We start from the raw sequence: 25,057 nt of genomic DNA on the forward strand, positions 1-25,057 counted from the left end.
GAGTTAATATTATGTTAACGAAAGTTTACCATTTGGGGTTGCGATGACGACGAATACGTATTTTAGAGGTGATGCTTTGAAAAAGGTTTGGCTCAACCGTTATCCTGCCGATGTCCCGGCAGAGATCAATCCTGACCGTTATCAATCCCTGGTGGAACTGTTTGAACATTCGGCGACGCGCTTCGCCGACCAGCCTGGCTTCGTGAATATGGGCGAAGTCATGACCTTCCGTAAGCTCGAAGAGCGCAGCCGCGCCTTTGCCGCTTACCTCCAGCAGGGGCTGGGCCTCAAACAGGGCGATCGCGTCGCGCTGATGATGCCGAACCTGCTGCAATATCCGGTGGCGCTGTTTGGCATTCTGCGCGCCGGGATGATTGTCGTAAACGTTAACCCGCTGTATACCCCGCGCGAGCTGGAGCATCAGCTGAACGACAGCGGCGCACAGGCCATCGTGATTGTCTCCAACTTTGCCCATACGCTGGAAAAAGTGGTTGAGAATACCCAGGTGAAGCATGTGATCCTGACCCGAATGGGCGATCAGCTGTCGACCGCTAAGGGCACGCTGGTGAACTTCGTGGTCAAGTACATTAAGCGCCTGGTGCCGAAGTACCATCTGCCGGACGCGATTTCGTTTCGCCGCGCGCTGCACGCGGGCTACCGGCTGCAGTACGTTAAGCCCGAAGTGACGGCCGATGATATTGCTTTCCTGCAATATACCGGCGGCACCACCGGCGTGGCGAAGGGCGCGATGCTGACGCACCGTAACATGCTGGCTAACCTCGAGCAGGTAAAGGCCACTTACGGGCCGCTGCTGCATGAAGGCAAAGAGGTGGTGATCACCGCGCTGCCGCTGTATCACATCTTCGCGCTGACCATGAACTGCCTGCTGTTTATCGAGCTGGGTGGCAAGAATATCCTCATCACCAACCCGCGCGACATTCCCGGGCTGGTGAAAGAGCTGGCGAAATATCCGTTTACCGCGATGACCGGGGTTAACACCTTGTTCAATGCGCTGCTGAATAACAAAGAGTTCCAGCAGCTTGACTTCTCCACGCTGCATCTGTCCGCCGGCGGCGGAATGCCGGTAAACCACGCGGTCGCCGAGCGTTGGGTGAAGCTGACCGGCCAGTATCTGCTGGAAGGCTACGGCCTGACCGAATGCGCGCCGCTGGTGAGCGTTAACCCGCACGATATCGATTACCACAGCGGCAGCATCGGTCTGCCGGTGCCGTCTACCGACGTGAAGCTGGTGGATGATGACGATAACGAAGTGCCCGCCGGCCAGCCGGGGGAACTGTGCGTGAAGGGGCCGCAGGTGATGGAAGGCTACTGGCAGCGTCCTGATGCAACCGCTGAAATCATCAAAGACGGCTGGCTGCATACCGGTGATATTGCGGTGATGGATGACGAAGGCTTCCTGCGTATCGTTGACCGTAAAAAAGATATGATTCTGGTGTCGGGATTTAACGTCTACCCGAATGAAATTGAGGACGTGGTGATGCAGCACTCCGGCGTTCTGGAGGTGGCTGCGGTCGGCGTGCCGTCAGGCAACAGTGGGGAAGCGGTGAAGATTTTCGTGGTGAAAAAGGACCCGAGTCTGACCGAAGAAGCGCTGATCACCTTCTGCCGCCGCCAGCTGACCGGCTACAAAGTACCGAAGCTGGTGGAATTCCGTGAGGAATTGCCAAAATCGAACGTCGGAAAAATTTTGCGACGAGAATTACGTGACGAAGCGCGTGCCAAAGTAGACAATAAGGCATAAGTTACGCGTTACGATGCCAGACGCCAGCTCCGCTGGCGTTTTTTTTGGCGCAATCTAAGAGAGTAAGATTTGAACTATCAGATGATCACCACCAACGACGCGCTCCGCACTCTGTGCGATGCGGTGCGTCAGACCTCCTCCGTCGCGCTGGATACCGAGTTTGTCCGCACCCGCACCTATTATCCGCAGCTGGGCCTGATTCAGCTTTTCGACGGTGAGCGCACGGCGCTGATTGATCCTCTGAATATCACCGACTGGTCGCCGCTGCAGGCGATTATGCAGGATCGCAACATTACTAAGTTCCTGCATGCCGGTAGTGAAGATTTAGAAGTCTTTATGAATGTCTTCGGTGCGATGCCGCAGCCGCTGATTGATACCCAGGTGCTTGCCGCGTTCTGCGGTCGCCCGATGTCCTGGGGCTTTGCGGCAATGGTGGCGGAGTACTCCGGCGTTGAGCTCGATAAAAGCGAATCGCGCACCGACTGGCTGGCACGTCCGCTGACGTCGCGTCAGTGTGACTACGCGGCGGCGGACGTCTGGTATTTGCTGCCTATCGCCCATAAGCTGATGGCGGAAACCGAACAGGCGGGGCGTCTGGCCTGGGCGCTTGATGAGTGCCAACTGATGCAACAGCGCCGCCAGGAAGTGACCGACCCGTGCGACGCATGGCGTGATATCACCAACGCCTGGCAGCTGCGTACCCGCCAGCTTGCCTGCCTGCAGCTGCTGGCCGAATGGCGTTTGCGCAAAGCTCGCGATCGTGACATGGCGGTGAACTTTGTGGTTCGTGAAGAGCATTTGTGGAGCGTGGCGCGCTATATGCCGGGCAGCCTCGGCGAGCTCGACAGCCTTGGGCTATCGGGGAGCGAAATTCGCTTCCACGGTAAGGCGCTGATTAGCATGGTTGCTAAGGCACAGGCGCTGCCTGATGATGCGCTGCCGGAGCCGTTGCTCAACCTGATGGATATGCCGGGCTACCGTAAAGCGTTTAAAGAGATCAAAGCGCTGGTGCAGGAAGTCGGGCAGGCGAACGACGTCAGCGCGGAGATGCTGGCCTCACGTCGGCAGATTAACCAGTTGCTTAACTGGCATTGGCAGCTGAAGCCGCGCACTACCGCCCCGGAAATGATTTCCGGCTGGCGAGGTGAGCTGCTTTCTGGCGCGTTAGATAAACTGCTGGCGGAATACCCGCGCTAACGACCGCCATCCGGCAACCTGCTCGGGGCATGCCTGATGGCGCTGCGCTTATCAGGTCTCCACGACGCCTTATCCTCAAATGGCAGACACAAAAAAAGCGCTATCACTAGCGCCTTTTTTTACACCGCCGAAAGTCAGGATTTTGACTCTTCTGCTTCCGGTAGCGTGACGTTGAGTTCCAGAATCGAAATATCCCCGTCTTTTTGCTCTAACTGCACCGTGACCATTTCTGGGTCAATCTGCACGTACCTGCAAATCACTTCCAGAATATCCTTCCTTAACTGCGGCAGATAGTGCGGTTCTGCATCGCTGCGGCGGCGTTCCGCGACAATGATTTGCAGACGTTCTTTAGCAATGTTGGCGGTATTCTTTTTCCGTGAGAGAAAAAAGTCGAGTAATGCCATGAGTTATCCTCCGAACAGGCGTTTGAGGAAACCTTTCTTCTCTTCTTCAATGAAGCGGAAAGGACGTTCTTCTCCCAACAGACGATCCACGGTGTCGGCGTAGGCTTTGCCTGCATCAGACACGGTATCCAGGATAACCGGTTCGCCCTGGTTTGATGCACGCAGTACGGACTGATCTTCCGGAATGACGCCAACCAGTTTGATGCGCAGAATTTCCAGCACATCTTCCATGCTCAGCATATCGCCTTTGCTTACGCGGCCTGGATTGTAGCGCGTCAGCAGCAGGTGTTCTTTAATCGGTTCTTCACCATTTTCGGCGCGGCGGGATTTCGACGCCAGAATGCCCAGAATGCGGTCGGAGTCACGTACCGAGGACACTTCCGGGTTGGTGGTAATGATAGCTTCGTCAGCGAAGTACAGCGCCATCAGCGCGCCGGTTTCGATACCGGCAGGGGAGTCGCAGACCACGAAGTCGAACTCCATCTTTTTCAGCTCGTCGAGCACTTTCTCGACGCCTTCGCGGGTCAACGCATCTTTATCGCGCGTCTGGGACGCCGGCAGGATATAAAGATTATCGGTACGTTTATCTTTGATTAATGCCTGATTCAGCGTGGCATCACCCTGAATAACGTTAACGAAATCATAAACTACGCGACGTTCGCAGCCCATAATCAGGTCAAGGTTACGCAGACCGATATCAAAATCGATAACGACCGTTTTCTTTCCCTTCTGCGCCAAACCAGTCGCGATGGCCGCGCTGGAGGTGGTCTTACCCACGCCCCCTTTACCTGAAGTCACAACAATAATGCGTGCCATAGAAATTCCTTGTTAAAAAGGGATTAATTTAACGGTTGAATAGTCAAAGCGCCGTCGCCTAAGCGCATGCGCGCCGCTTTGCCATAAAATTCGGCTGGGATCTGATCGCTCAGCCAATATTCCCCGGCAATGGAGACCAGCTCCGCTGCCAGGTGGGTACAAAATACTTGTGCTTCCCGGTCTCCGCCGGCGCCTGCCAGAACGCGTCCACGCATCATGCCATATACGTGAATGTTCCCGTCGGCGATAAGCTCTGCGCCCGCGCTGACGTGGCTTGTCACAATCAAATCACAGTTTGGTGCATAAATGCGCTGACCGGAACGTACCGGGGTATCAATCATTCGCGTTTTTGTGATCGGACTAACAATTGGCTCGGGTTCTGCCGGTTTAGGCTGCTCCACGGGCATCGCGCGGGCGATTTTTTCTTTACCTTCAGTCAATAAAGGGAGACCCGATTGGTCAATGGCCGCTTTAAACTGCGGGTTCTTGCAGCCGCTGACGCCCACGATGCGCAGGCCAACGGACATGATTGCCTGTTGGATTGCGCGCCATTGGGTAAACTCTTCAAGGTTGCTGACGTTGACCACGACCGGGGCGTGACGGAAAAAAGCCGGAGCCTGGGCGACTTTGTCTTCTAACGCCTGACGAATAACCTCGGGTCTTGCATCATGCAAATGGACCACAGATAAGGTGAAGCTACTGCCTTTAAGTTCGATGGGCGTGTTTGACATCCTGGCCTTACTCAATTTGCTATTTACCGCCGCGTCATGCGCAGCGATATTCCGAAGACTATCAGTCATGTTATAGTCACTAATATATTCAAGCAAGTAACCACAGTCCTAATTCCGAGTATAAAGTATGTTTTGTGTGATTTATCGTAGTTCTAAACGTGATCAAACCTATTTGTATGTCGAAAAAAAAGACGATTTCTCTCGCGTGCCTGAAGAACTGATGAAGGGCTTCGGCCAGCCGCAGCTGGCAATGCTGCTGCCGCTGGATGGGCGTAAGAAACTGATCAATGCCGATCTGGAAAAGGTAAAACAGGCGTTAAAAGAGCAGGGGTATTATTTACAGATCCCGCCGCCGCCTGAAAATCTGTTAAAGCAGCATCTGGCTGAGTCACAAAATAAGGGCGAATAATCTGCGCCTGCGGCCGATGTGTGTCCTTGGTTGACGAACAAGTAAGGGAAAAGCATGTATCAGCATCATAACTGGCAGGGTGCTCTGCTGGATTACCCGGTGAGCAAAGTTGTTTGCGTGGGCAGTAACTACGCCAAACACATTCAGGAAATGGGCAGCGCGACGCCGGAAGAGCCGGTTCTCTTTATTAAACCGGAAACATCGCTGTGCGATTTGCGCCAGCCGCTGATTTTGCCGCAGGGCCTTGGGTCGGTACACCATGAGGTTGAGCTCGCGGTGCTGATTGGCGCAACCTTACGCCAGGCTACGCCGGAGCACGTCCAGCAGGCCATTGCGGGCTACGGCGTCGCGCTGGACCTTACGCTGCGTGATCTTCAGGGTAAAATGAAAAAAGCGGGGCAGCCGTGGGAAAAGGCCAAAGGGTTTGATAACGCGTGCCCGATCTCGGGTTTCATTCCTGTCGCTGACTTCGCCGGCGATCCGCAGAATACATCGCTGGGCCTGAAGATTAACGGCGAAGTGCGTCAGCAGGGCAGCACGGCCGATATGATTCACAAAATCGTGCCGCTGATTGCCTATATGAGCCGTTTCTTTACCCTGAAACCGGGCGATGTGGTGCTCACCGGTACGCCGGAAGGCGTTGGCCCGCTGCACGCGGGCGATGAGCTCGAGGTGCTGTTTAACGGCCTGTCGCTGGCCACCCGCGTATTGTAACGGCTGCTTGCCGCCTGTTTTAGGCGGCAAAACTTGCATCCCTGTGCCAGACTGGTTATAAGGTGCAACCTGATTTTTGATGTGGACATCCCGATGAGCGAATTACCTTTCTGGCAGAGCAAAACCCTTGATGAAATGACCGACGCCGAATGGGAGTCGCTGTGCGATGGCTGCGGGCAGTGCTGCCTGCACAAGCTGATGGATGAAGACACCGATGAAATCTATTTCACCAACGTCGCCTGCAAACAGCTGAATATCAAAACCTGCCAGTGCCGTAACTACGAACGTCGTTTCGAGTATGAGCCTGACTGTATTAAGCTCACGCGTGACAATCTGCCCACCTTTGAATGGCTGCCGATGACCTGTGCCTATCGTTTGCTGGCAGAAGGAAAGGGGCTGCCAGCGTGGCACCCGCTGCTGACCGGTTCAAAAGCAGCGATGCACGGCGAGCGTATTTCGGTGCGCCATATTGCGGTCAAAGAATCGGAAGTACGCGACTGGCAGGATCATATTTTAAATAAGCCGGAATGGGCTGACTAAAGCCGGATTTATTCGCGAATCCTCTGTTTTATTATTCTGCTAATAAAAACGCTACGTCATTCCTTCTCCGTGCCGATAGATAACTTATCGGTATTGGTAGAGGGATAATCATGCGTAATTCCATAAAACTTTTAATGCTGGCAGTGATGATTAATCTCTGTGGTTGGGGGCTACTTTTAGCGGCTGGCTACGGGATTGGATCACTGACGGGGATGTGGTAAACACGCTGCCAACCGCAAAGGCGATGCTGCTGGCAGCGTTCAGGATTAACGGCCGAAAAGATCGCGTCTTTTGGGTTTAAACGGCTGGGCAATCAGCACCAGCAGCGCCACGAGCAGGTAAGCGGCGAAAATACCGACCAGCCACTGAGGCATCTCCAGTGATAAGAACTCCCACTGGCGCACGGCGCAGTCGCCGGATGCCACAAACACCTGCGGTAGCCATTTATCCAGCGGCAGCCAGCTTGGGAAGCGGGCCATAAAATCGCAGGTCATAAACGGCGACGGGTGCAGCTGAATCATGGTGTGTTCCCAGGCCAACTGCAGACCGCGGAAGGCGCTATACAGCCAAATCAGCAGCGCGACGTAGCGCAGCGGGCTTTTCGGCGCAATCGCCCCTACCAGACCGGCGCCCATGACGCCGAACAGCGCACAGCGCTCATAAATGCACAGTACGCATGGTTTTAATAGCATCACATGCTGAAACCATAATGCCACCAACTCAAGCGCAAAAGCGGTTAACGCCAGCAATAACCAGGCACTGCGGCCACGTGAGCTCTGGTTTAAATATCGCAACATAATCATTTCCCTGGAACGTGCTTTGAAAAAGCAGTGTAAACGAAAACGTTAGCCCTGCCATCTGGCTATACGCAATTATTCGTAAATGGCAGTTCAATGCCCACGGAAAACCGTGGGCATTGAGAAGCGCAGCTATATTAGTGGGTTATTGCGGGAAGCACCAACATTCCTTTATTCATCATCCAGTCGATAACGGGCTGGAGAGTAAACTCGACGCACAGCAGGCCCACGAGCGTCAGGACCAGCGTATAAGGCAGCGCCATCCACACCATTCGACCATAGGACAGGCGAATGAGCGGCGCCAGCGCTGACGTCAACAGGAACAGGAACGCGGCCTGGCCGTTTGGCGTCGCCACCGATGGCAGGTTTGTCCCGGTATTAATTGCCACAGCCAGCAGCTCAAACTGGCGTAGGTCGATTGCGCCGTTATCCAGTGCCGTTTTGGCTTCATTAATATAAACGGTGCCCACGAATACGTTATCCGAAATCGACGATAGCAGGCCGTTAAACAGATAGAACAGCGACCGCTGAGCGTGAGGTGAGGCTTGCAGCACAAAGTCGATAATAGGTGCAAACAAATGCTGGTCAATGATGACCGCCACGACCGCGAAAAATACCGTCAACAGCGCGGTGAACGGCAGCGCTTCGGTGAAGGCTTTGCCGATGGCGTGCTCGTCGGTAATGCCGGTAAACGAGGTGGCAAAGATAATCACCGACAGACCAATCAGGCCGACTTCCGCCAGGTGCAGCGCCAGCGCCAGCACCAGCCAGACGCCGATAATCCCCTGCACGACCAGGCGCAGGGTTTCCTGACGGCTGCGCTGCTGGCTGCTGCGCACGTCAAAATCATGGAGGATTTTCCGTACCGGCTCTGGCAGCTCCGCGCCGTAGCCAAAGGCTTTAAATTTCTCCAGCAGCACGCAGGTAATCAGCCCGCAGATAAATACCGGAACGGTGACCGGTGACATGCGCAGGAAGAATTCGCCAAAGTGCCAGCCGGCCACCTTAGCAATAATCAGGTTTTGCGGCTCGCCGACCATGGTCATGACACCGCCGAGTGCAGTACCCACACCCGCATGCATCATCAGGCTGCGCAGGAAAGCGCGGAACTGCTCCAGCACTTCGCGGTTGTGTTTATCGATATGGCTGTCGTCGAGCAGATCGTCATCGTCCGGGCGAGAAGAGGCGACCCGATGGTAGATACTGTAAAAACCGACCGCCACGCTGATGATCACCGCCACAACGGTCAACGCATCGAGGAAAGCCGACAGAAATGCAGCCGCCATGCAGAACGCGAGCGACAGCAGCCGCTTGCTGCGGATGCTCAGCAGCAGGCGGGTAAAGATAAACAGCAGCAGCTGCTTCATAAAGTAGATGCCGGCAACCATAAAGATCAGCAGCAGCAGTACTTCCAGGTTGGCCGCGACTTCATTTCGCACATGCTCGGCCGAGGTCATGCCGACAAACACCGCTTCAATGGCCAGCAGGCCGCCGGGTATTAACGGATAGCACTTCAGCGCCATCGCCAGCGTGAAAATAAACTCACCAACCAGCAGCCATCCGGCGACAAACGGATTGATTAAAAAGACCAGCGGGTTAATGACCAGGAAAATCAGCAGTAATAGCTTGTACCAGTCAGGCGACTGGCCTAAAAAGTTGCGCCACAAGGCGCGACCGTAAGAGATGTCCATGACAATCGTCTTCCTCCTGAAAAGATGACATTTTTTACCACTAAATGCGCGCAACTGCCAGAATTCCCCCTGGAAGGGCCGTTTCCGTCCTTAAAAAGAAATGTGAAAAATGAAACGGCGATCCCTTTTTAATTAGGTTGTCCCGCTATCTGCGCTATGTTGGCTCTGGTATGATGAGTGTAATTGCAACGCTGTGTAATGGAATTTTTACTATGGTCATTAAGGCGCAAAGCCCGGCGGGTTTCGCTGAAGAATACATCGTCGAAAGTATCTGGAATAACCGTTTTCCTCCAGGATCAATTCTTCCGGCTGAACGCGAACTCTCTGAATTAATTGGGGTAACCCGCACCACCTTACGTGAAGTGTTGCAACGCCTGGCGCGAGACGGTTGGTTAACAATTCAGCACGGTAAGCCCACGAAGGTGAATAACTTCTGGGAAACGTCCGGGCTCAATATTCTGGAGACGCTGGCGCGCCTCGATCATGACAGCGTGCCGCAGCTGATTGATAATCTGCTGTCCGTTCGCACCAATATTGCAACCATCTACATTCGTACCGCTTTCCGTCAGCATCCTGATAAGGCGCTGGAAGTGCTGGCAAAAACGCGTGAAGTGGAAGATTATGCCGACGCCTTTGCCGAGCTCGACTATAGCGTGTTCCGCGGCCTGGCTTTTGCCTCCGGCAACCCTATTTATGGGCTTATCCTTAACGGGATGAAAGGGCTGTATACCCGTCTGGGTCGCCACTATTTCTCCAGCCCGGAAGCGCGCGCGCTGGGGCTGGGCTTCTACCATAAGCTGATTGAGCTGTGCGAGAAGGGCGAGCATGAGAAGGTGTACGAAACGGTGCGCCGCTATGGGCACGAGAGCGGCGAGATCTGGCACCGCATGCAGAAAACGCTGCCGGGTGATTTAGCTATCCATAGTCGCTAGTCAGTGCGCTGATTTTGTTCCCTGTAGGCCGGATGGCGCTTTGCTTATCCGGCTTACAACAGAAAGGGAAAGCCTTCCCGGAGTCAGCGCTTCGCGCCTCGTCCGGGCTACGATAGAGGCTACAATGCGTTTGGCCGCGGCGGGCAACGCTCCAGCAGCTCCACGCTACCATCCGCGTTCTGCTGCTCCAGATGCACATCAAACCCCCACAGACGATGCACGTGCTTCAGCACCTCTTTACGGCCTTTATCGAGCGGCGCGCGGTTGTGCGGCACGTAGCGCAGCGTCAGCGAACGGTCACCGCGCAGGTCGACGTTCCATACCTGAATGTTGGGCTCCAGGTTGCTGAGGTTGTACTGGGAGGACAGCTGGTTGCGAATTTCCCGATACCCTTCCTCATTGTGAATGGCCGAAATTTCCAGATAGTTATTACGATCGTCATCCAGCACGGTAAACAGGCGGAAGTCGCGCATGATTTTCGGTGACAGGAATTGGCTGATAAAGCTCTCATCCTTGAAATCCCGCATCGCAAAGTGCAGGGTCGTCAGCCAGTCGGAACCGGCGATATCCGGGAACCAGTATTTATCCTCTTCGGTCGGGTTCTGGCAAATGCGCTTGATGTCCTGGAACATCGCAAAGCCGAGCGCGTAGGGGTTAATGCCGCTGTACCACGGGCTATTGTAAGGCGGCTGGAAGACTACGTTGGTATGGCTGTGCAGGAACTCCAGCATAAAGCGCTCGGTCACCTTACCTTCATCGTACAGGTGGTTAAGGATGGTGTAGTGCCAGAACGTCGCCCAGCCTTCGTTCATCACCTGCGTTTGTTTCTGCGGGTAAAAATACTGGCTGACCTTGCGCACAATGCGCAGGATCTCGCGCTGCCACGGCTCCAGCAGCGGGGCATTTTTCTCCATAAAGTACAGCAGGTTTTCCTGCGGCTCCGAGGGGTAGCGGCGCGCGGACTCAACGGCTTTTTCCTCATCGCGTTTTGGCAGCGTACGCCACAGGGTGTTCACCTGGCTTTGCAGATACTCTTCGCGGCTTTTCTGCCGTGCTTTTTCTTCCTGCAACGAAATTTTTGACGGTCGTTTGTAGCGGTCAACGCCGTAGTTCATCAGCGCGTGGCACGAGTCGAGCAGCCGCTCAACCTCGTCCACCCCGTAGCGCTCTTCGCACTCGGTGATGTATTTGCGCGCAAACAGCAGGTAGTCAACTATCGAACTGGCGTCGGTCCAGCTGCGGAACAGATAGTTGTTTTTGAAGAAGGAGTTGTGGCCATAGCAGGCATGCGCCATAACCAACGCCTGCATGGTGATGGTGTTCTCTTCCATCAGATAGGCGATACACGGGTTAGAGTTAATGACGATTTCGTAGGCCAGCCCCTGCTGCCCGTGCTTATACTGGCGCTCGGTTTCAATAAATTTTTTGCCAAACGACCAGTGCGGGTAGTTAATCGGCATGCCGACGCTCGAGTAGGCGTCCATCATCTGCTCAGAGGTAATGACTTCAATCTGATGCGGATAGGTGTCCAGCCGGTATAGTTTGGCCACCCGGTCAATTTCCGCCAGGTAGGTTTCCAGCAGCGAAAACGTCCAGTCGGGTCCATCGCTCAGACGAGTGGTATCCTTATTCATCGAGTCAATTGTAGCCATTAGCGCGCCCTCATTGTTGGCGACTCTCTCTGTGCGGAGAGCCTCACTTCAAGAATAGAACACCGCAGAAATTCTGTAACAACCGTCCTTTCTAAACTTCATGATTTATTCATTTTACTGGCGATAATTTTGCCTCTTTGCAGGATTTTATGCTGACAAAAAATAGCGGGCAGCATGAGATGTCAATTTCTCCGCTGGCCCGCTGTATGGGCGCTCTGTGAGGTAAGTCACCATAAAAAAAGCATATGTTGAATAATATTTTCATCTGGGTTATCAATTTGTAATTAGAAGATTGTTCTTTTACTCATTCTGGACTGGAGTGGCTATGCACATTGTCATACTGGGAAGTGGCGTGGTGGGCGTGACCAGCGCCTGGTATTTAAGTCAGGCGGGGCATCAGGTGACGGTGATTGACCGCGAAGCGGGTCCAGCGCTGGAAACCAGCGCGGCAAACGCCGGGCAGATCTCGCCGGGCTATGCGGCACCGTGGGCTGCGCCGGGCGTACCGCTAAAGGCGATTAAATGGATGTTCCAGCGCCATGCGCCGCTGGCCATTCGCCTCGACGGCACCGGTTTTCAGTTAAAGTGGATGTGGCAAATGCTGCGTAACTGCGACACGCGCCACTACATGGAAAACAAAGGTCGCATGGTGCGGCTGGCGGAATACAGCCGCGACTGCCTGAAGACCCTGCGTGAAACCACCGGTATTGCCTATGAAGGTCGCCAGGGCGGCACCCTGCAGCTGTTCCGCACCGCCCAACAGTATGAGAACGCCACCCGCGATATCGCCGTGCTGGAAGAGGCTGGCGTCCCGTATCAGCTGCTGGAAGCATCTCGTCTGGCTGAGGTCGAACCGGCGCTGGCCGACGTGGCGCATAAACTCACCGGCGGCCTGCGTCTGCCAAACGATGAAACCGGCGACTGCCAGCTGTTTACACAACGGCTGGCAAAAATGGCTGAACAGGCGGGCGTGACCTTCCGCTTTAATACCCCGGTTGATAGCCTGATTAAAGACGGCGAGCGTATTGTCGGCGTGAAGTGCGGCGATGAACTGGTCAAAGCCGATGCCTACGTGATGGCCTTTGGTTCTTATTCAACCGCCATGCTGAAAGGGCTGGTGGATATTCCGGTTTACCCGCTCAAAGGCTACTCGTTGACTATTCCCATCGTCGAAGAGCGCGGGGCGCCGGTGTCAACCATCCTCGATGAAACCTACAAAATTGCCATTACCCGTTTTGATAACCGCATCCGCGTGGGCGGCATGGCGGAGATCGTTGGTTTTAACACCGAACTCCTGGCACCACGTCGCGAGACGCTGGAGATGGTGGTCGGCGACCTGTTCCCGCGCGGCGGACGCGTGGAAGACGCCATCTTCTGGACCGGGCTGCGCCCGATGACCCCGGACGGTACGCCGATTGTGGGCAAAACGGCGTTTAAAAACCTGTGGCTGAATACCGGACACGGCACGCTGGGCTGGACCATGTCCTGTGGCTCGGGGCAGCTGCTGAGCGATTTGATGTCTGGCAGAATGCCAGCGATACCCTATGATGATCTCAGCGTTGCGCGCTACTCGCCGGGCTTTACACCCGCTCGCCCACAGCACTTGCATGGTGCGCACCATTAAGGAGAACGCATGTCACGTCCCGTGCTCGCCAGCATCGATCTGCAGGCGCTGAAAGAGAACTTAGCCATTGCCCGTCGTGCCGCTGCCGGCGCTCGCGTCTGGTCGGTGGTCAAGGCCAACGCCTACGGCCACGGCCTGGACCGGGTGTGGAACGCCCTACGGGAAACCGACGGCTTTGCCATGCTCAACCTTGAAGAAGCCATTTTGCTGCGCGAGCGCGGCTGGAAAGGGCCGATTCTGTTGCTGGAAGGATTTTTCCACGCCGACGAACTGCCGTTGTTTGATAAATACCGGCTGACCACCAGCGTGCACAGCAACTGGCAAATTAAAGCGTTGCAAAACGCGCGCCTGCACGCGCCGATTGATGTTTATCTGAAGATCAACAGTGGGATGAATCGCCTTGGCTTCGCGCCTGAGCGGGTGAACAGCCTCTGGCAGCAGCTGCGTGGCATGAGCAACGTCGGGGCGATAACGCTGATGTCGCACTTTGCGCAAGCGGAGAACACCGACGGCGTCGCCGCACCGATGCGTCTCATTGAACAGGCGGCAGAAGGGCTGGACTGCCCGCGCTCGCTTGCCAACTCTGCGGCGACAATGTGGCACCCGGAAACCCATTTCGACTGGGTGCGACCGGGCATCGTACTGTACGGAGCATCACCTTCCGGCCAGTGGCAGGATATTGCCAACACCGGCCTGAAGCCAGTGATGACGTTGAGCAGCCAGATTATCGGCGTGCAGAACCTGAGGGCGGGCGATGCGGTGGGCTACGGCAGCCGCTATCGGGCGAGCCGCGAGCAGCGTATCGGGATTGTTGCCTGCGGCTATGCCGACGGCTACCCGCGTATCGCGGCGAACGGCACACCGGTGCTGGTGGACGGTATTCGCACGGGAACAGTTGGCGCGATTTCAATGGATATGCTGGCGGTGGATTTAACCCCGTGCCCGCAGGCGGGAATTGGTACTGCGGTAGAACTGTGGGGGCAGGAGATTAAGATTGATGACGTGGCCGCCAGCGCGGGCACCGTTGGTTACGAGCTCATGTGCGCGCTGGCACCGCGTGTACCTGTTGTGACAGTGTAACTATTTGCCGTGTAGCCCGGTGGCGCTTTGCTTACCGGGTCTACAGATTTACGACAGGCCGGATAAGCGCAGCGCCCTCCGGCACAACACACTACTCGGATTCTTCCTCGGCTACCCGCACGCCCACCTTCAGCACCTGATTTTCTTCCTTCTCTGCCACGGTCCACACCATTCCGGCAAACTCAACCTGGTCACCGACGACCGGTGCAGCCCCCAGCAGATGCTCGACAATTTCGCCCAGCGACTGCTGGTTGTCGCGAAACGCTTCGCCGCCGTCGAGGCCATAAATCAGCGCCACGTCGGCAAATTTCGCCTGGGCTTCGAGAATAAAGTCGCCAAAGAAGCTTTGATCGAGCGCGACCGGCGGCGACTGGCTGAACATTTTACCCAGCGACGGCAGATCGCGTTCGCGGCCAATTACGCAGAGAATGTCATTTTCCCGCAGCCGGGTGCTGCCGGTCGGATGCAGCAGGACGTTATCGCGAAACAGGGCGGCAATGCGCGTTTCTGGCGGCATATGCAGGTCGCGCAACGCCGCGCCGACGCACCATTTTTCGGCGCTGAGTTGATACACAAACTGTTCCCACGGATTTTCCGGATGAATATCCAGCCCAACGCGTGAAATAGGCCAGCCGACCGGCGGGACCACCACTTTGGCTTTTTTCGCCGCCCACGACAGCGATGTGCCCTGCAGCAGCAGCGAGACCAGCACCACGAAGAAGGCAACGTTAAAGAACAGCCGCGCGTTTTCCAGCCCGGCCATCATCGGAAACACGGCGAGAATAATCGGTACCGCGCCGCGCAGGCCAACCCAACTGATGAACGTGCGTTCGCGCAGGTTAAAACCGCGAAACGGTAGCAGCCCGGCGAACACCGACAGCGGGCGGGCAACAAAAATCATCCAGATAGACAACAGCAGCGCCGGAACGGCAATGGGCAGCAGGTCCGACGGCGTCACCAGCAGCCCCAGAACCAGGAACATGCCGATTTGCGCCAACCATGCCAGACCATCAAAGTTTTGCAGAATGCCGAAGCGGTTACGAATCGGCCGGTTGCCCAGCAGGAAGCCGCACAGGTACACCGCCAGAATACCGCTGCCGTCGAGTGAGGTGGTGACGGCAAAAATCATGATCCCGCCGCTGAGTGCGAGCAGCGGATACAGCCCGGCGGGCAGGGCAATACGGTTGATCATTTGCAGCAACAGGTAGCCGCCGCCCAGACCAATCACAATTCCCAGGCCGAACTGCTGGATAATATGCACAAGGAACATCCAGCTCAGGCCGCTTTCATGCTGTTGGATCATGGCAATCAGGGTGATGGTCAGGAATACCGCCATCGGGTCATTGCTGCCGGACTCAATTTCCAGCGTCGAACCCACGCGCTCGTTCAATCCTTTGCCACCGAGTAGCGAGAACACAGCCGCTGCATCGGTTGAACCGACGATGGCGCCAATCAGCAGCCCTTCCATCAAATCCAGATTAAACAGCCAGGCCGCCATCATGCCGGTCAGGCCTGAAGTGATCAGCACCCCTACGGTCGCCAGCGACAGCGCCGGACCCAGCGCCACGCGAAACGAGCTGGCCTGGGTGCGCATCCCGCCGTCCAGCAGGATCACCGCCAGCGCCAGGTTGCTGACCATATACGCGAAAGGGTAGTTATCGAACGGGATACCGCCAATACCGTCAACGCCGGCAAGCATGCCGATGGCTAAAAAGATAACCAGAATCGGGATGCCGAGGCGGGAAGAAAATGAGCTTAAGAGAATACTGCAGGTTACTAAGACAGAACCCAAAATAAAGAGACTAATAACTGCCGTGGCGTCCAATGTTCACGTACTCCCCTAAACGTGCTTGCTAGTCACAAAACGTTACCATATTTAGGGCGCAAACATTGGATTAATAAGCGGTGATTATTGTTTTTTATTCAGTTAATACCGGGTGTCCGCTGACGGTGAGCGTGGAACGCCCGAGTGAATGCGTCAACTGCGCATGGGCACCCAGCGCCAGCGTCACCGTGCACGGTTCGTGGCCAAAATCGAGGCCGGTAATGACCGGGATCGACAGCCTGGAACGCAGATAGTCGTACATCGCGTTAAGATCGTAGCCGGCATCGTAATCATTCGGCGTCGCGCCGCTAAAACTGCCCAACACCAGCGCTCGCTGGCGCGGCAGGATCCCGGCATAGAGTAGCTGTAACAGCATGCGCTCGACGCGGAACGGATGTTCGTTAATATCTTCCAGCACCAGAATACCGTCACGGATGTCCGGCAGCCACGGGGTGCCGATAAGTGAGGTCATCATTGCCAGGTTGCCGCCCCACAGGGTGCCCTGAGTATCGCAGTTCGGGCCATCGCCCGCCCACTCGATGCAATACTCCGGGCGGGTTAACGCCTGCCAGAAGTGCGTCTCGGTGAAGGGTTCTGGCGATTCTGCGCCGAAATTGCCTGCCAGCATCGGCCCGCTGAAGGTGATCACATTGCCGTGGGCCAGCAGCCCCATCTGGATGGCCGTAAAATCGCTGTGCCCGCAGATCAGCAGCGGATCGTGTTTCTGGCGGTTGGCTAAGCCCTGCCAGTCGATGTTGTCCAGCAGACGGCTGGCACCGTAGCCGCCGCGTACCGGCATCACAATGCGGTTTTTACCCGCGAGCGTAACGAGGCTGTTGATATCGGCCAGCCGCGCATTTTCATCACCGGCGAAGCGACGATCGCGCCGCGCGATGACCTGCTGATGAACCACCTGATGTCCAGCGTCTTCTAATCGCGATACCCCGCGCTGCGCGGCGGATTGGTTAATACAGTAGCCGGAAGGGGCGATAAGATGAAACTGAGACATGGCATTTCCTTGCAGAGTATGAAACGAGTATCATGCCGCCTGAGCCCATGGTTGTCATTAACGGCAGCAAAGTTCAGCTAAAAGGATAGATGCGTGAAATTGAGATGGTTTGCTTTTTTAATTGTATTACTCGCCGGATGTAGCTCTAAATCGGATTACCGTAATCCACCCTGGAACCCTGAGGTGCCGGTGAAGCGAGCGATGCAGTGGATGCCAATTAGCGAGAAAGCCGGTGCGGCATGGGGCGTCAGCCCGCGTCTGATCACCGCGATTATCGCCGTGGAATCCGGCGGCAACCCAACGTTGGTCAGTAAATCCAATGCGGTAGGGCTGATGCAGCTTAAAGCGTCCACCTCCGGGCTGGATGTTTATCGTCATATGGGCTGGAGCGGCCAACCGTCGACCAGCGAGCTGAAAAATCCGGAGCGCAATATTTCCATGGGCGCGGCCTACTTGAGCATACTGGAACACGGTTCGCTGGCGGGAATTAACGACCCGGAAGTGATGCAATATGCGCTGGTGGTGTCTTACGCCAACGGCGCAGGTGCGCTGCTGCGCACCTTCTCATCGGACAGGAAAAAGGCGATTGCCGAAATTAACGAACTGGACAAGGATGAATTCTTTGACCACGTCGTGAAAAACCACCCGGCACCGCAGGCACCGCGTTATATCTGGAAGGTACAGAAAGCGATGGACGCCATGTAGTTAACGGACGTTGTTGGCCCGCTCGCGGGCCTCTCGCTCCAGTGAGAAAATAATCCGCTGGAGCGAGCGTTCGAGCACCGGGTTCATATGCAGAAAACGGAAGCTCAGACGCGGCGTCACGATGGTTTCATTTTTACTGTCCACCAGCTTGCGTTCACTGATCGCCAGCAGCTGCGCATCGCAGCGAAAACGTCCCCAGGGTCCCATATCCAGCTCGACTTCTTTCAGCGTCATACCGGGCATCAGGCTTTCCGGCGGCGGTGCATCCAGCAGCGCGCCCATGCCACCAAGCGATAAATCGAACAAACGAAAACGCAGCGGACTTTTGTCCGGCAGCTTTGCGACGCCGTAGTAGGCGGGATACAGCGGCGCAGGGATGCGGAAAAACTCGCGCCGCTGAATAAACCACAGCGCGGGCGGTGTCGGCATGCTGAAGGCCGGCAGCCCCTGATAGTTTTCCACCTGCATTTGCGCGACGGTGAATTCTATTTTCGCACCGTTGGTTTCGGCCACCATGCTGAGATTTCTTGCCGTTCTGGCGGCATCGTTGTCTTCTTCACTGCTGCCAAAATCAATCACCAGCCGGTTCTGGCTGGCATCAAGAATACGGCTGATAAACTGGCGCGAAGACCAGCTCACGCGCAGCGCGGCATTAGCTTGCTGAAGATCGCGCAGAATATTTAATACGGCTAATGGATTTTGTTTAAGAAACTGTGCGTTATGCTCACTCACCTGAAATGGCTCCTGAAGGGCAGGCTCTTAAAGGGGTATCGGCGGCGGTAAACAGAACTTCAGCCTCTAAATGAAAATATTTAACATCTCAACAGATTTGCGCGATACCGCGGGCTGAAGACAGTGCCTACGTCAATTTTCGTATCCATGCGCATAAAATATCATCGCCCGGCCAGGTTTTTTAAGAACAATTACCTATACTTGAAACATTAGCGGCGCAGAATGTCGGCGCTTTTATGGCTGTTAATGGAAACAGGAGAGGTGGGAAAATGGGTATTATTACCTGGATTATTTTTGGTCTGATTGCCGGTGTTATTGCCAAACTGATTATGCCGGGGCGTGATGGGGGTGGCTTTATCCTCACCTGTATCCTTGGGATCGTTGGTGCGGTTGTGGGCGGCTGGTTGGCTACCACATTCGGTATTGGTGGTAGCGTGACTGGCTTTAACCTGCACAGCTTCCTGGTTGCCGTGGTTGGCGCCATCGTTGTGCTGGCGGTATTCCGCCTGATTCGCCGCGAATAATGTCCCCGACGGCCCCGCAAGGGGCCGTTTCTTGCTGGCGTAAAAATCCAATCCAAATCACATTTCTAAATCCCTTCTTATTTTAGTGTTGAATATCAAATGCGGATGATAATAATTATCGTTCTTTGTTTTGTTTGGACATAACGATAATGAATCACGCCGTTTTTCGTCTCTGCGCGCTTTCTGGAATGATCGCGCTCGCCCTTGCGCCGCAGGCCTATGCTGATAAAAATGAAACCACGATGGTGGTCACCGCTTCCGGCGAGGGGAGCGACCTGCCTGGCTGGACCAACAGCGCCACCAAATCGGCGGTTGCGGAAAGTAAAACGCCGCAGGTGATCAACACCCTCAGCCAGCATGAAATCAGCCTGCGCCACGCCACTTCGCTGAATGAGATTTTGCGTTATGCTCCCGGCGTCGCGACCGAGTCACGCGGCAGCACGACCTATATGAGCGAATACAAGATTCGCGGCTTCAACGTCGATAACGAATTCTATAACGGACTCCAGTTGCCCTATAACGTCACGGGGAATACCAAAGCACGGATTGACCCGCTGCTGGTTGACAGCGTCGACATCCTTAAAGGGCCATCCTCTGTGCTTTATGGCAGCGGTTCGCCAGGCGGGCTAGTGAACATACAGGGGAAAAAGCCGCAGACCACGCCGCGCACGGAAGTGGGTTTCAATACCGGTACTCGCAACCTTAAAGAGGGTTATCTGGACTCGACCGGCCGTCTTGCTGACAGCGACTGGAGCTATCGCCTGCTGGGCAAAGCGACCGAGGGTGACGACCAGGCGCACACCACTCGCTATGAAGATTATCTGCTGGCCCCCAGCGTGACCTGGCAACCGAGCGATAAAACCCGCCTGACGCTGGATGCGCTGGCGCAAAATACGCCGAGCCTGACGCCATCTAACCCGATGCCGCTGTCCTATTTACGCTCCAGTTACGCCAATAAACGCGATTTTGCCGGCGACGATTGGAACGGCTTCAAACAGCGCCAGTGGATGGTGGGCTACAGCTTTGAACACCAGTTTGATAGCGGCTGGGGAATCGCGCAGAAGGCGCGTTACTTTGATATCGACAGTCATCAGCAGAGCGTCTATTCCACCGGGAATACCGGGAATCCGGTTTATGAGCTGAACCGCTTTGCCTATACCACGAACGAAGATCTGCACAGCTTCAATATCGATAACCAGATGACGCGGACGCTGACGCTTGGCGACTGGCAGCACCACCTGCTGGCCGGATTTGATTATCAGAAGCTGAATTCGCATTATCACTATCGCTATGCATCGACCACTCCGGGTATCGATATGCGTACCCCGGATTTTGGTCAGGTGAATGAATCGGCGCTGGGGCTTTATACCGCGCAGAAAAATCGCCTTTCGTACAACCAAAAGGGCTACTACCTGCAGGATCAGATGGCCTGGGGCGGTCTGAATATTCTCGCCAGCCTGCGCTATGACGACTACCAGTCTGCGACTACCGACTATCTGAATAACGATGGGAAAGCGTGGATCTCCCAGGATCGGGTCACCAAGCGTCTGGGGATGCTGTATGCGTTTGACAACGGGCTGTCGCCCTTTATCAGCTACTCAGAGGGCTTCAAACCGGTATCACCGGCCAACGGTCTGACGGCTGAACAGGTGAAACCGACCACCAGCAAGCAGGTGGAGGGCGGCGTGAAATACCTGCTGGCAGACTATGCCACAACCTTTACCGCGTCGGTGTTTAACATCCGGCAGAAAAATGTACTGAGCGCAGACCCGAGCTGGGTGTACCGCCAGACCGGAGAAATTGAATCCAAAGGGGCCGAACTGTCGGTTATCAGTCGTCCATCCGACAATATTAACCTGATCGCCAACTACGCTTACACCCACGCCATCAACACCGAGGATGAGACCTACCCAGGAAAACGTCCGACGCAGGTGCCGGAAAATGCCTTCAACCTGTGGGGGGACTATACCTTCGACCAGAGCCTGGTTCGTGGGCTGACGATCGGCGCAGGGGCGCGTTATACCGGGCCGATGGAAATCTCTCCGGATAACAAGGCCGGTAAATTGGGCGGAACAACGCAGTACGATATGTCGCTGTCTTACGATATGTCTGCGGTGGACAGCAGCCTGGCAGGCCTGATGCTGAAAGCCAGCGCGCAGAACCTCACCAACAAAGAAACGCTGACCTGCTATGACAGCACTAACTGCTGGATTGGCCGCGATCGTACGGTGCAGGTGGGCGCAAGCTACGCCTTCTGATCGTGAGTGTTGTAGGCCGGATGGCGGCGTAAACGCCTTATCCGGCCTACTTTTTATGCTGCGGTTACGCCGACGCCCGCCGTCTGGCGTGGGGCCGCCTTCATCGGGATAAAGGCGACAATGACGGCGCCCAGTACCAGGAAGGCGGCAACCATGTAGATTCCGGCATTAAAGCTGCCGGTCACGTCTTTCATTATGCCCATCAGCAGCGGCCCCAGCGCAGCGCCGGTCATGCCGGTGCCGTTAATCACTGCGATGCCGAGTGCCCTGGCGCGCAGCGACAGCGCGCGGTCCGGCGTCGTCCAGAAGATAACCATTGCCGCAAAGGCTCCCATCGAGGCCATGACGATCCCGGTAAACTGCCAGTACGGATGGACGCTGGTGGCGGTAAGCACCCAGCCGGCCGCAGCAAACAGATACGGCAGCAGCGTATGCAGCTTCCGTTCGTTGCGGCGATCGGAACGTTTGCTCCACCAGATCATGCCGACAATGGTGCAGACCTGAGGAATGGCGCTCAGCAGGCCGATGGTGACGTTGCTGCTCTCTGCGTTAAAGCTGCGCAGAATCAGCGGCGTCCAGACGCTGAGGGCGCTGAGCGTATTGGTCAGGCAGAAGTAGGCCAGCGTGTAGAGAATAATGGTTGGCGTTAGCAGCTCGCGCAGCACACTTTTTTGCCCGACAGAGGCCGCCTGGATGGCGCTTTAGGTTTGCAGAGCGTTAAGCCGGTCGGCTTCAAGCATCTCGTGCAGGCAGGCCTTATCGTCGTCGGTCAGCCATTTCGCCTTCGCCGGGCTGTCGTCAAGCCAGAACCAGACCACCAGACCAAGCAGAACGGACGGGAAGCCCTCAAGCAGGAACAACCACTGCCAGCCTTTCAGATTGAGCAGGCCGTCCATATTGAGAATGTACCCGGACGCGAGCGAACCGAGTGCCATGGTGACCGGCATGGCAATCATAAACAGCGCATTGGCGCGGGCACGATAATGGGCAGGGAACCAATAGGTCAGGTAATACAGCAGGCCGGGCAAAAACCCGGCTTCGGCGATCCCCACCAGCATTCGTAGAGCGTACAGGCTGTTAGGCCCGGTCGCGAACAGCGTGGCGGTGGAGGCAATCCCCCAGATAATCATCAGGATGGCTATCCAGCGGCGCGCGCCGACGATCGTCAGCATGACGTTACTCGGGATTCCGCATACCACGTACATCACATAAAACAGCGTGGTGGCTAGCCCGAACATTGTGCTGGTTAACCCCAGGTCTTTGCCCATGGTCAGCCCGGCAAAACCGATGTTAATACGGTCGAGATAGGAAAAGACAAACAGCACGAACAAAAACACGATCAGGCGGCGGAACAACTTATTGATAACCGCCTGCTGCCGCGCGTTGAACGGCGATGACGCAGAAGACGGTGTCGGTTCCAGAGAAGGGCTATCGTTCATGAAAAGCTCCACATTGTGATTATGATTATGGGTCGTACAGGCTGGCTAACGTATAGAGAACGCGCGCCGGAAGTGTCAATTTTGTGTGTGATAAATGATACTTAATTGTTATGTGTGTGGCATTTGTGAATCATAATGCGATCTCTGTCGCGTCAATATTCATCAAGGGGAGGCCCACGGCGCAACCGCGCTGGGACGGGCGGAAAGACACAGGGTATAATCGAAAAATCTGCGACATGTTGGGGTAAGGAAACGCATGAGTAATCTAAAAAAAACAGCGGGCGAGGGCGCGATGGGCGCCGCGTTTCATCGTGAAGAGTTTCCGTTCTACTGGATTGTTAACGTGTACGCCCGTTACACCCAAACCGTGGAACTGGCCCTGAAGAAGGTTGCGCTGGACGTCTCGCGCTTTCGTGTGCTGATGATCACGCACCAGTACGGCCAGGCGAGCATCTCGCAAATCGCCGAATACGCGCTGGCTAAAATGCCCACGGTGACCAAAATTGTCGGCCGCCTGCGCGATGACGGCCTGGTGGTTACCGCCAGCAGCCCCAGCGATGCGCGGGTAACGATGGTGATGCTAACCGAAGCCGGTCAGCAGAAAGTGGCGGAAGCTATGCCGCTGGTGGGTAAAATATTCGATAAAGGTTTTAAGGGCATGAGCCCTGGACAGGTGGAGAAAATGAACCAGTCACTGGCGAAAGTGCTGGATAATCTTAACGAACTCTGACCCTTCCTCCTCGCGATCGCAAAACTGTGACTTGCGTAGAAAATATCTATAACCAACTGTAAATAAACAATATTTACACACTGCCGTCGCGATCGCTTCGTGACGGCAGCGCCCGCCCTAATGCCCAATATTGCTTTATATTTCATCAAACTGCATAAGTAACCCTTATTATTAAAAGGTTAATGCATTGTTATTTCATAGTAAAAATAACGTGAAATATTACTTGAATATTCATCTAAATGTTCCATAGTGAAAACACGCTTATCAGGATAAAAAAACCGCAATGACGGCGTGCCTGAATATGATTCATTTTTTCTGGTCAAGGTGTCAATGATGCAGCCAGTTTGTGAGAGCAAGGGTTTTGTCGAACGTTTTACCCTCGGTAAAGGCGATCTGCGCTTTGCCGTGAAAGATACGCTGGACGTTGCGGGGCACCGCACCCAGGCCGGTTGCCCGGCGTTGGCCCACGCGCCCGTCGCCCGGCAGCACGCCAGAGTGGTGGACATGCTGTTGCGCAGCGGCTGCGTGTTAGATGGAAAAACCGCGCTACACGAGCTGGCGTTCGGCGTGACCGGCATTAACCCCTGGGGCGGTACGCCGCTGAATCCCCATTTCCCCGCGCTGATTCCCGGCGGTTCGTCCAGCGGCTCGGCGGCGGTTGTCGCCGCCGGTGAGGTGGATTTTGCCCTCGGTACCGACACCGGCGGATCGGTACGGATGCCCGCCGCCTGCTGCGGGGTGCTCGGGCTGAAGCCCGGTTACGGCGTGTTGAGCCGTCAGGGGGTGATGCCCGCCGAGAGCTCGCTGGACTGCGTGGGCCTTTTTGCCCGTGAAGCGGACGTTCTGCGCCAGGCGCTGAATCGTCTTAACGTCACCGTTGGCGCGCCGCTGACCGCGTTACCCGACATCGCCTTTATCGCCGCCGCGCAGCCGGATATTGACGGCGAACTGCTTGCCGGTCTTTGCCGGCTGGCGGTCCACCCGCGCAGCGCCGAACTGACGCTGCTCGACGATGCTCATCGCGCCGGGCTGACCCTGATTAACCACGAGAACTGGCGCGCGCTCGGCCCGCTGCTGGCAAGCGGTCAGGTTTCTGCCGATGTTGCCAGCCGGATCCGCGCGGGGGAATCGGTCAGCGCACAGGCGTTGCAGGATGCGGAAACTGTCCGCCAGCGCTTTCGCGCGGAAGTGGATGCGCGGTTGGCCGAAACGCCGCTGCTGGCGCTGGCGACGCTGCCAGAACTGCCGCCCACGCTTGCCGAAGCCCACGATCCGCTGAGCGTGGTGAATCTTACCCGCTTAGTTCGTCCGTTTAATCTCAGCGGTCACCCGGCGTTGACGCTGCCTATGGGCGCGTTGCGCGACCGTCCAATCGCCCTACAGCTGGTCGCTCGTAAAGGCGACGAGGGGCTGCTGGTACAGGCCGCCGAGTGGCTGATGGCCCGACGACGTCACTAATCACTACCCTGTTTTGCTATCCCTGATG

Annotated in this window: 22 protein-coding genes and 2 pseudogenes; 14 read left to right on the plus strand and 10 right to left on the minus strand. The window is 55.8% G+C overall.

What is annotated here, in order from left to right; translation table 11 throughout:
- The first annotated feature begins 76 nt into the window (after positions 1-76).
- Positions 77-1,762 (plus strand): long-chain-fatty-acid--CoA ligase FadD, encoded by a 1,686-nt coding sequence (fadD, locus tag V6942_RS17565; RefSeq protein ID WP_182965385.1) that lies wholly within the window; start codon positions 77-79, stop codon positions 1,760-1,762.
- An 81-nt stretch (positions 1,763-1,843) separates the two neighbouring features.
- Entirely contained in the window at positions 1,844-2,959 is a 1,116-nt protein-coding gene (gene rnd / locus V6942_RS17570) for a ribonuclease D (protein WP_182930616.1), read from the plus strand.
- A 134-nt stretch (positions 2,960-3,093) separates the two neighbouring features.
- On the opposite strand, the gene minE is transcribed toward rnd, so the two are convergent.
- From minE to minC, 3 genes are read right to left on the minus strand one after another with little or no spacing between them, the layout of a single operon-like run.
- A complete protein-coding gene (gene minE, locus V6942_RS17575; protein WP_035894584.1) occupies positions 3,094-3,363 on the minus strand; it encodes a cell division topological specificity factor MinE in 270 nt (89 codons plus the stop codon).
- Positions 3,364-3,366: 3 nt separating this feature from the next.
- Entirely contained in the window at positions 3,367-4,179 is an 813-nt protein-coding gene (gene minD / locus V6942_RS17580; protein WP_106927666.1) for a septum site-determining protein MinD, read from the minus strand.
- A 23-nt stretch (positions 4,180-4,202) separates the two neighbouring features.
- Positions 4,203-4,910 (minus strand): septum site-determining protein MinC, encoded by a 708-nt coding sequence (gene minC, locus V6942_RS17585; RefSeq protein WP_106927664.1) that lies wholly within the window; start codon positions 4,908-4,910, stop codon positions 4,203-4,205.
- Positions 4,911-5,037: 127 nt separating this feature from the next.
- Here minC and V6942_RS17590 point away from each other — a divergent pair, with 127 nt between their 5' ends.
- The 3 genes from V6942_RS17590 (at position 5,038) to V6942_RS17600 (ending at position 6,573) form a co-directional block, all read left to right on the plus strand.
- Positions 5,038-5,319, plus strand: a complete 282-nt coding sequence (locus V6942_RS17590) for a YcgL domain-containing protein (protein WP_333501566.1) — start codon at positions 5,038-5,040, stop codon at positions 5,317-5,319.
- Between the two features lie 54 nt (positions 5,320-5,373).
- Entirely contained in the window at positions 5,374-6,033 is a 660-nt protein-coding gene (locus tag V6942_RS17595) for a fumarylacetoacetate hydrolase family protein (RefSeq protein ID WP_182928654.1), read from the plus strand.
- A gap of 93 nt (positions 6,034-6,126) precedes the next feature.
- On the plus strand, positions 6,127-6,573 hold the full coding sequence (locus tag V6942_RS17600; protein WP_106927658.1) for a YcgN family cysteine cluster protein: 447 nt from the start codon (positions 6,127-6,129) through the stop codon (positions 6,571-6,573).
- Between the two features lie 266 nt (positions 6,574-6,839).
- On the opposite strand, the gene dsbB is transcribed toward V6942_RS17600, so the two are convergent.
- Together dsbB and nhaB are read right to left on the minus strand one after the other, a co-directional pair.
- Positions 6,840-7,370: a disulfide bond formation protein DsbB gene (dsbB, locus tag V6942_RS17605; protein ID WP_333501567.1), complete on the minus strand. Its 531-nt coding sequence runs from the start codon at positions 7,368-7,370 to the stop codon at positions 6,840-6,842.
- 137 nt (positions 7,371-7,507) lie between these two features.
- Positions 7,508-9,061: a Na(+)/H(+) antiporter NhaB gene (gene nhaB, locus V6942_RS17610; RefSeq protein ID WP_333501568.1), complete on the minus strand. Its 1,554-nt coding sequence runs from the start codon at positions 9,059-9,061 to the stop codon at positions 7,508-7,510.
- Between the two features lie 212 nt (positions 9,062-9,273).
- On the opposite strand from nhaB, the gene fadR reads away from it, so the two are divergent.
- Entirely contained in the window at positions 9,274-9,993 is a 720-nt protein-coding gene (gene fadR, locus V6942_RS17615) for a fatty acid metabolism transcriptional regulator FadR (protein ID WP_106927644.1), read from the plus strand.
- Positions 9,994-10,112: 119 nt separating this feature from the next.
- Here fadR and V6942_RS17620 read toward each other — a convergent pair whose 3' ends face one another.
- Positions 10,113-11,645, minus strand: coding sequence for a SpoVR family protein (locus V6942_RS17620; RefSeq protein WP_106927642.1), 1,533 nt, complete (start codon positions 11,643-11,645; stop codon positions 10,113-10,115).
- A 325-nt stretch (positions 11,646-11,970) separates the two neighbouring features.
- On the opposite strand from V6942_RS17620, the gene V6942_RS17625 reads away from it, so the two are divergent.
- The 3 genes and pseudogenes from V6942_RS17625 to V6942_RS23475 all read left to right on the plus strand — a co-directional run.
- Positions 11,971-13,269: a D-amino acid dehydrogenase gene (locus V6942_RS17625; protein WP_106927640.1), complete on the plus strand. Its 1,299-nt coding sequence runs from the start codon at positions 11,971-11,973 to the stop codon at positions 13,267-13,269.
- A 9-nt stretch (positions 13,270-13,278) separates the two neighbouring features.
- The gene (gene dadX / locus V6942_RS17630; RefSeq protein ID WP_106927638.1) at positions 13,279-14,349 is read left to right on the plus strand and encodes a catabolic alanine racemase DadX; all 1,071 of its coding nucleotides are present in this window, start codon (positions 13,279-13,281) and stop codon (positions 14,347-14,349) included.
- A 19-nt stretch (positions 14,350-14,368) separates the two neighbouring features.
- Positions 14,369-14,503: pseudogene (locus V6942_RS23475) on the plus strand (hypothetical protein); the annotation flags it as partial.
- Here V6942_RS23475 and V6942_RS17635 read toward each other — a convergent pair.
- Complete coding sequence (locus V6942_RS17635; RefSeq protein WP_106927636.1) at positions 14,441-16,174, minus strand: potassium/proton antiporter; 1,734 nt, start codon at positions 16,172-16,174, stop codon at positions 14,441-14,443. The pseudogene V6942_RS23475 and the gene V6942_RS17635 overlap by 63 nt on opposite strands.
- Positions 16,175-16,268: 94 nt before the next feature.
- Positions 16,269-17,183, minus strand: a complete 915-nt coding sequence (gene ldcA / locus V6942_RS17640; protein ID WP_333501569.1) for a muramoyltetrapeptide carboxypeptidase — start codon at positions 17,181-17,183, stop codon at positions 16,269-16,271.
- Positions 17,184-17,276: 93 nt separating this feature from the next.
- On the opposite strand from ldcA, the gene emtA reads away from it, so the two are divergent.
- Complete coding sequence (emtA, locus tag V6942_RS17645) at positions 17,277-17,888, plus strand: membrane-bound lytic murein transglycosylase EmtA (protein ID WP_106927632.1); 612 nt, start codon at positions 17,277-17,279, stop codon at positions 17,886-17,888.
- Here the strand turns inward: emtA and ycgR are convergent, their stop codons facing one another.
- On the minus strand, positions 17,889-18,620 hold the full coding sequence (gene ycgR, locus V6942_RS17650; protein ID WP_106927630.1) for a flagellar brake protein YcgR: 732 nt from the start codon (positions 18,618-18,620) through the stop codon (positions 17,889-17,891).
- A 269-nt stretch (positions 18,621-18,889) separates the two neighbouring features.
- Between ycgR and V6942_RS17655 the strand changes: the two genes are divergently transcribed.
- Both V6942_RS17655 and V6942_RS17660 read left to right on the plus strand, forming a co-directional pair.
- Positions 18,890-19,144: a GlsB/YeaQ/YmgE family stress response membrane protein gene (locus V6942_RS17655; RefSeq protein ID WP_106927628.1), complete on the plus strand. Its 255-nt coding sequence runs from the start codon at positions 18,890-18,892 to the stop codon at positions 19,142-19,144.
- Between the two features lie 149 nt (positions 19,145-19,293).
- On the plus strand, positions 19,294-21,402 hold the full coding sequence (locus V6942_RS17660) for a TonB-dependent siderophore receptor (protein ID WP_333501570.1): 2,109 nt from the start codon (positions 19,294-19,296) through the stop codon (positions 21,400-21,402).
- Between the two features lie 53 nt (positions 21,403-21,455).
- On the opposite strand, the pseudogene hpaX reads toward V6942_RS17660, so the two are convergent.
- Positions 21,456-22,784 (minus strand): annotated as a pseudogene (gene hpaX, locus V6942_RS17665) (4-hydroxyphenylacetate permease); the annotation flags it as partial.
- A gap of 313 nt (positions 22,785-23,097) precedes the next feature.
- Between hpaX and V6942_RS17670 the strand changes: the two are divergent.
- Positions 23,098-23,571 carry a MarR family winged helix-turn-helix transcriptional regulator gene (locus V6942_RS17670; protein ID WP_333501571.1) on the plus strand — a complete coding sequence of 158 codons (474 nt, stop codon included), beginning with the start codon at positions 23,098-23,100 and terminating at the stop codon, positions 23,569-23,571.
- Positions 23,572-23,904: 333 nt separating this feature from the next.
- Positions 23,905-25,029, plus strand: coding sequence for an amidase (locus tag V6942_RS17675; RefSeq protein ID WP_333501589.1), 1,125 nt, complete (start codon positions 23,905-23,907; stop codon positions 25,027-25,029).
- The last annotated feature ends 28 nt before the right edge of the window (positions 25,030-25,057 follow it).

The organism is Kluyvera genomosp. 2 (genome assembly GCF_036759865.1).
Lineage (GTDB): Bacteria > Pseudomonadota > Gammaproteobacteria > Enterobacterales > Enterobacteriaceae > Kluyvera > Kluyvera ascorbata_B.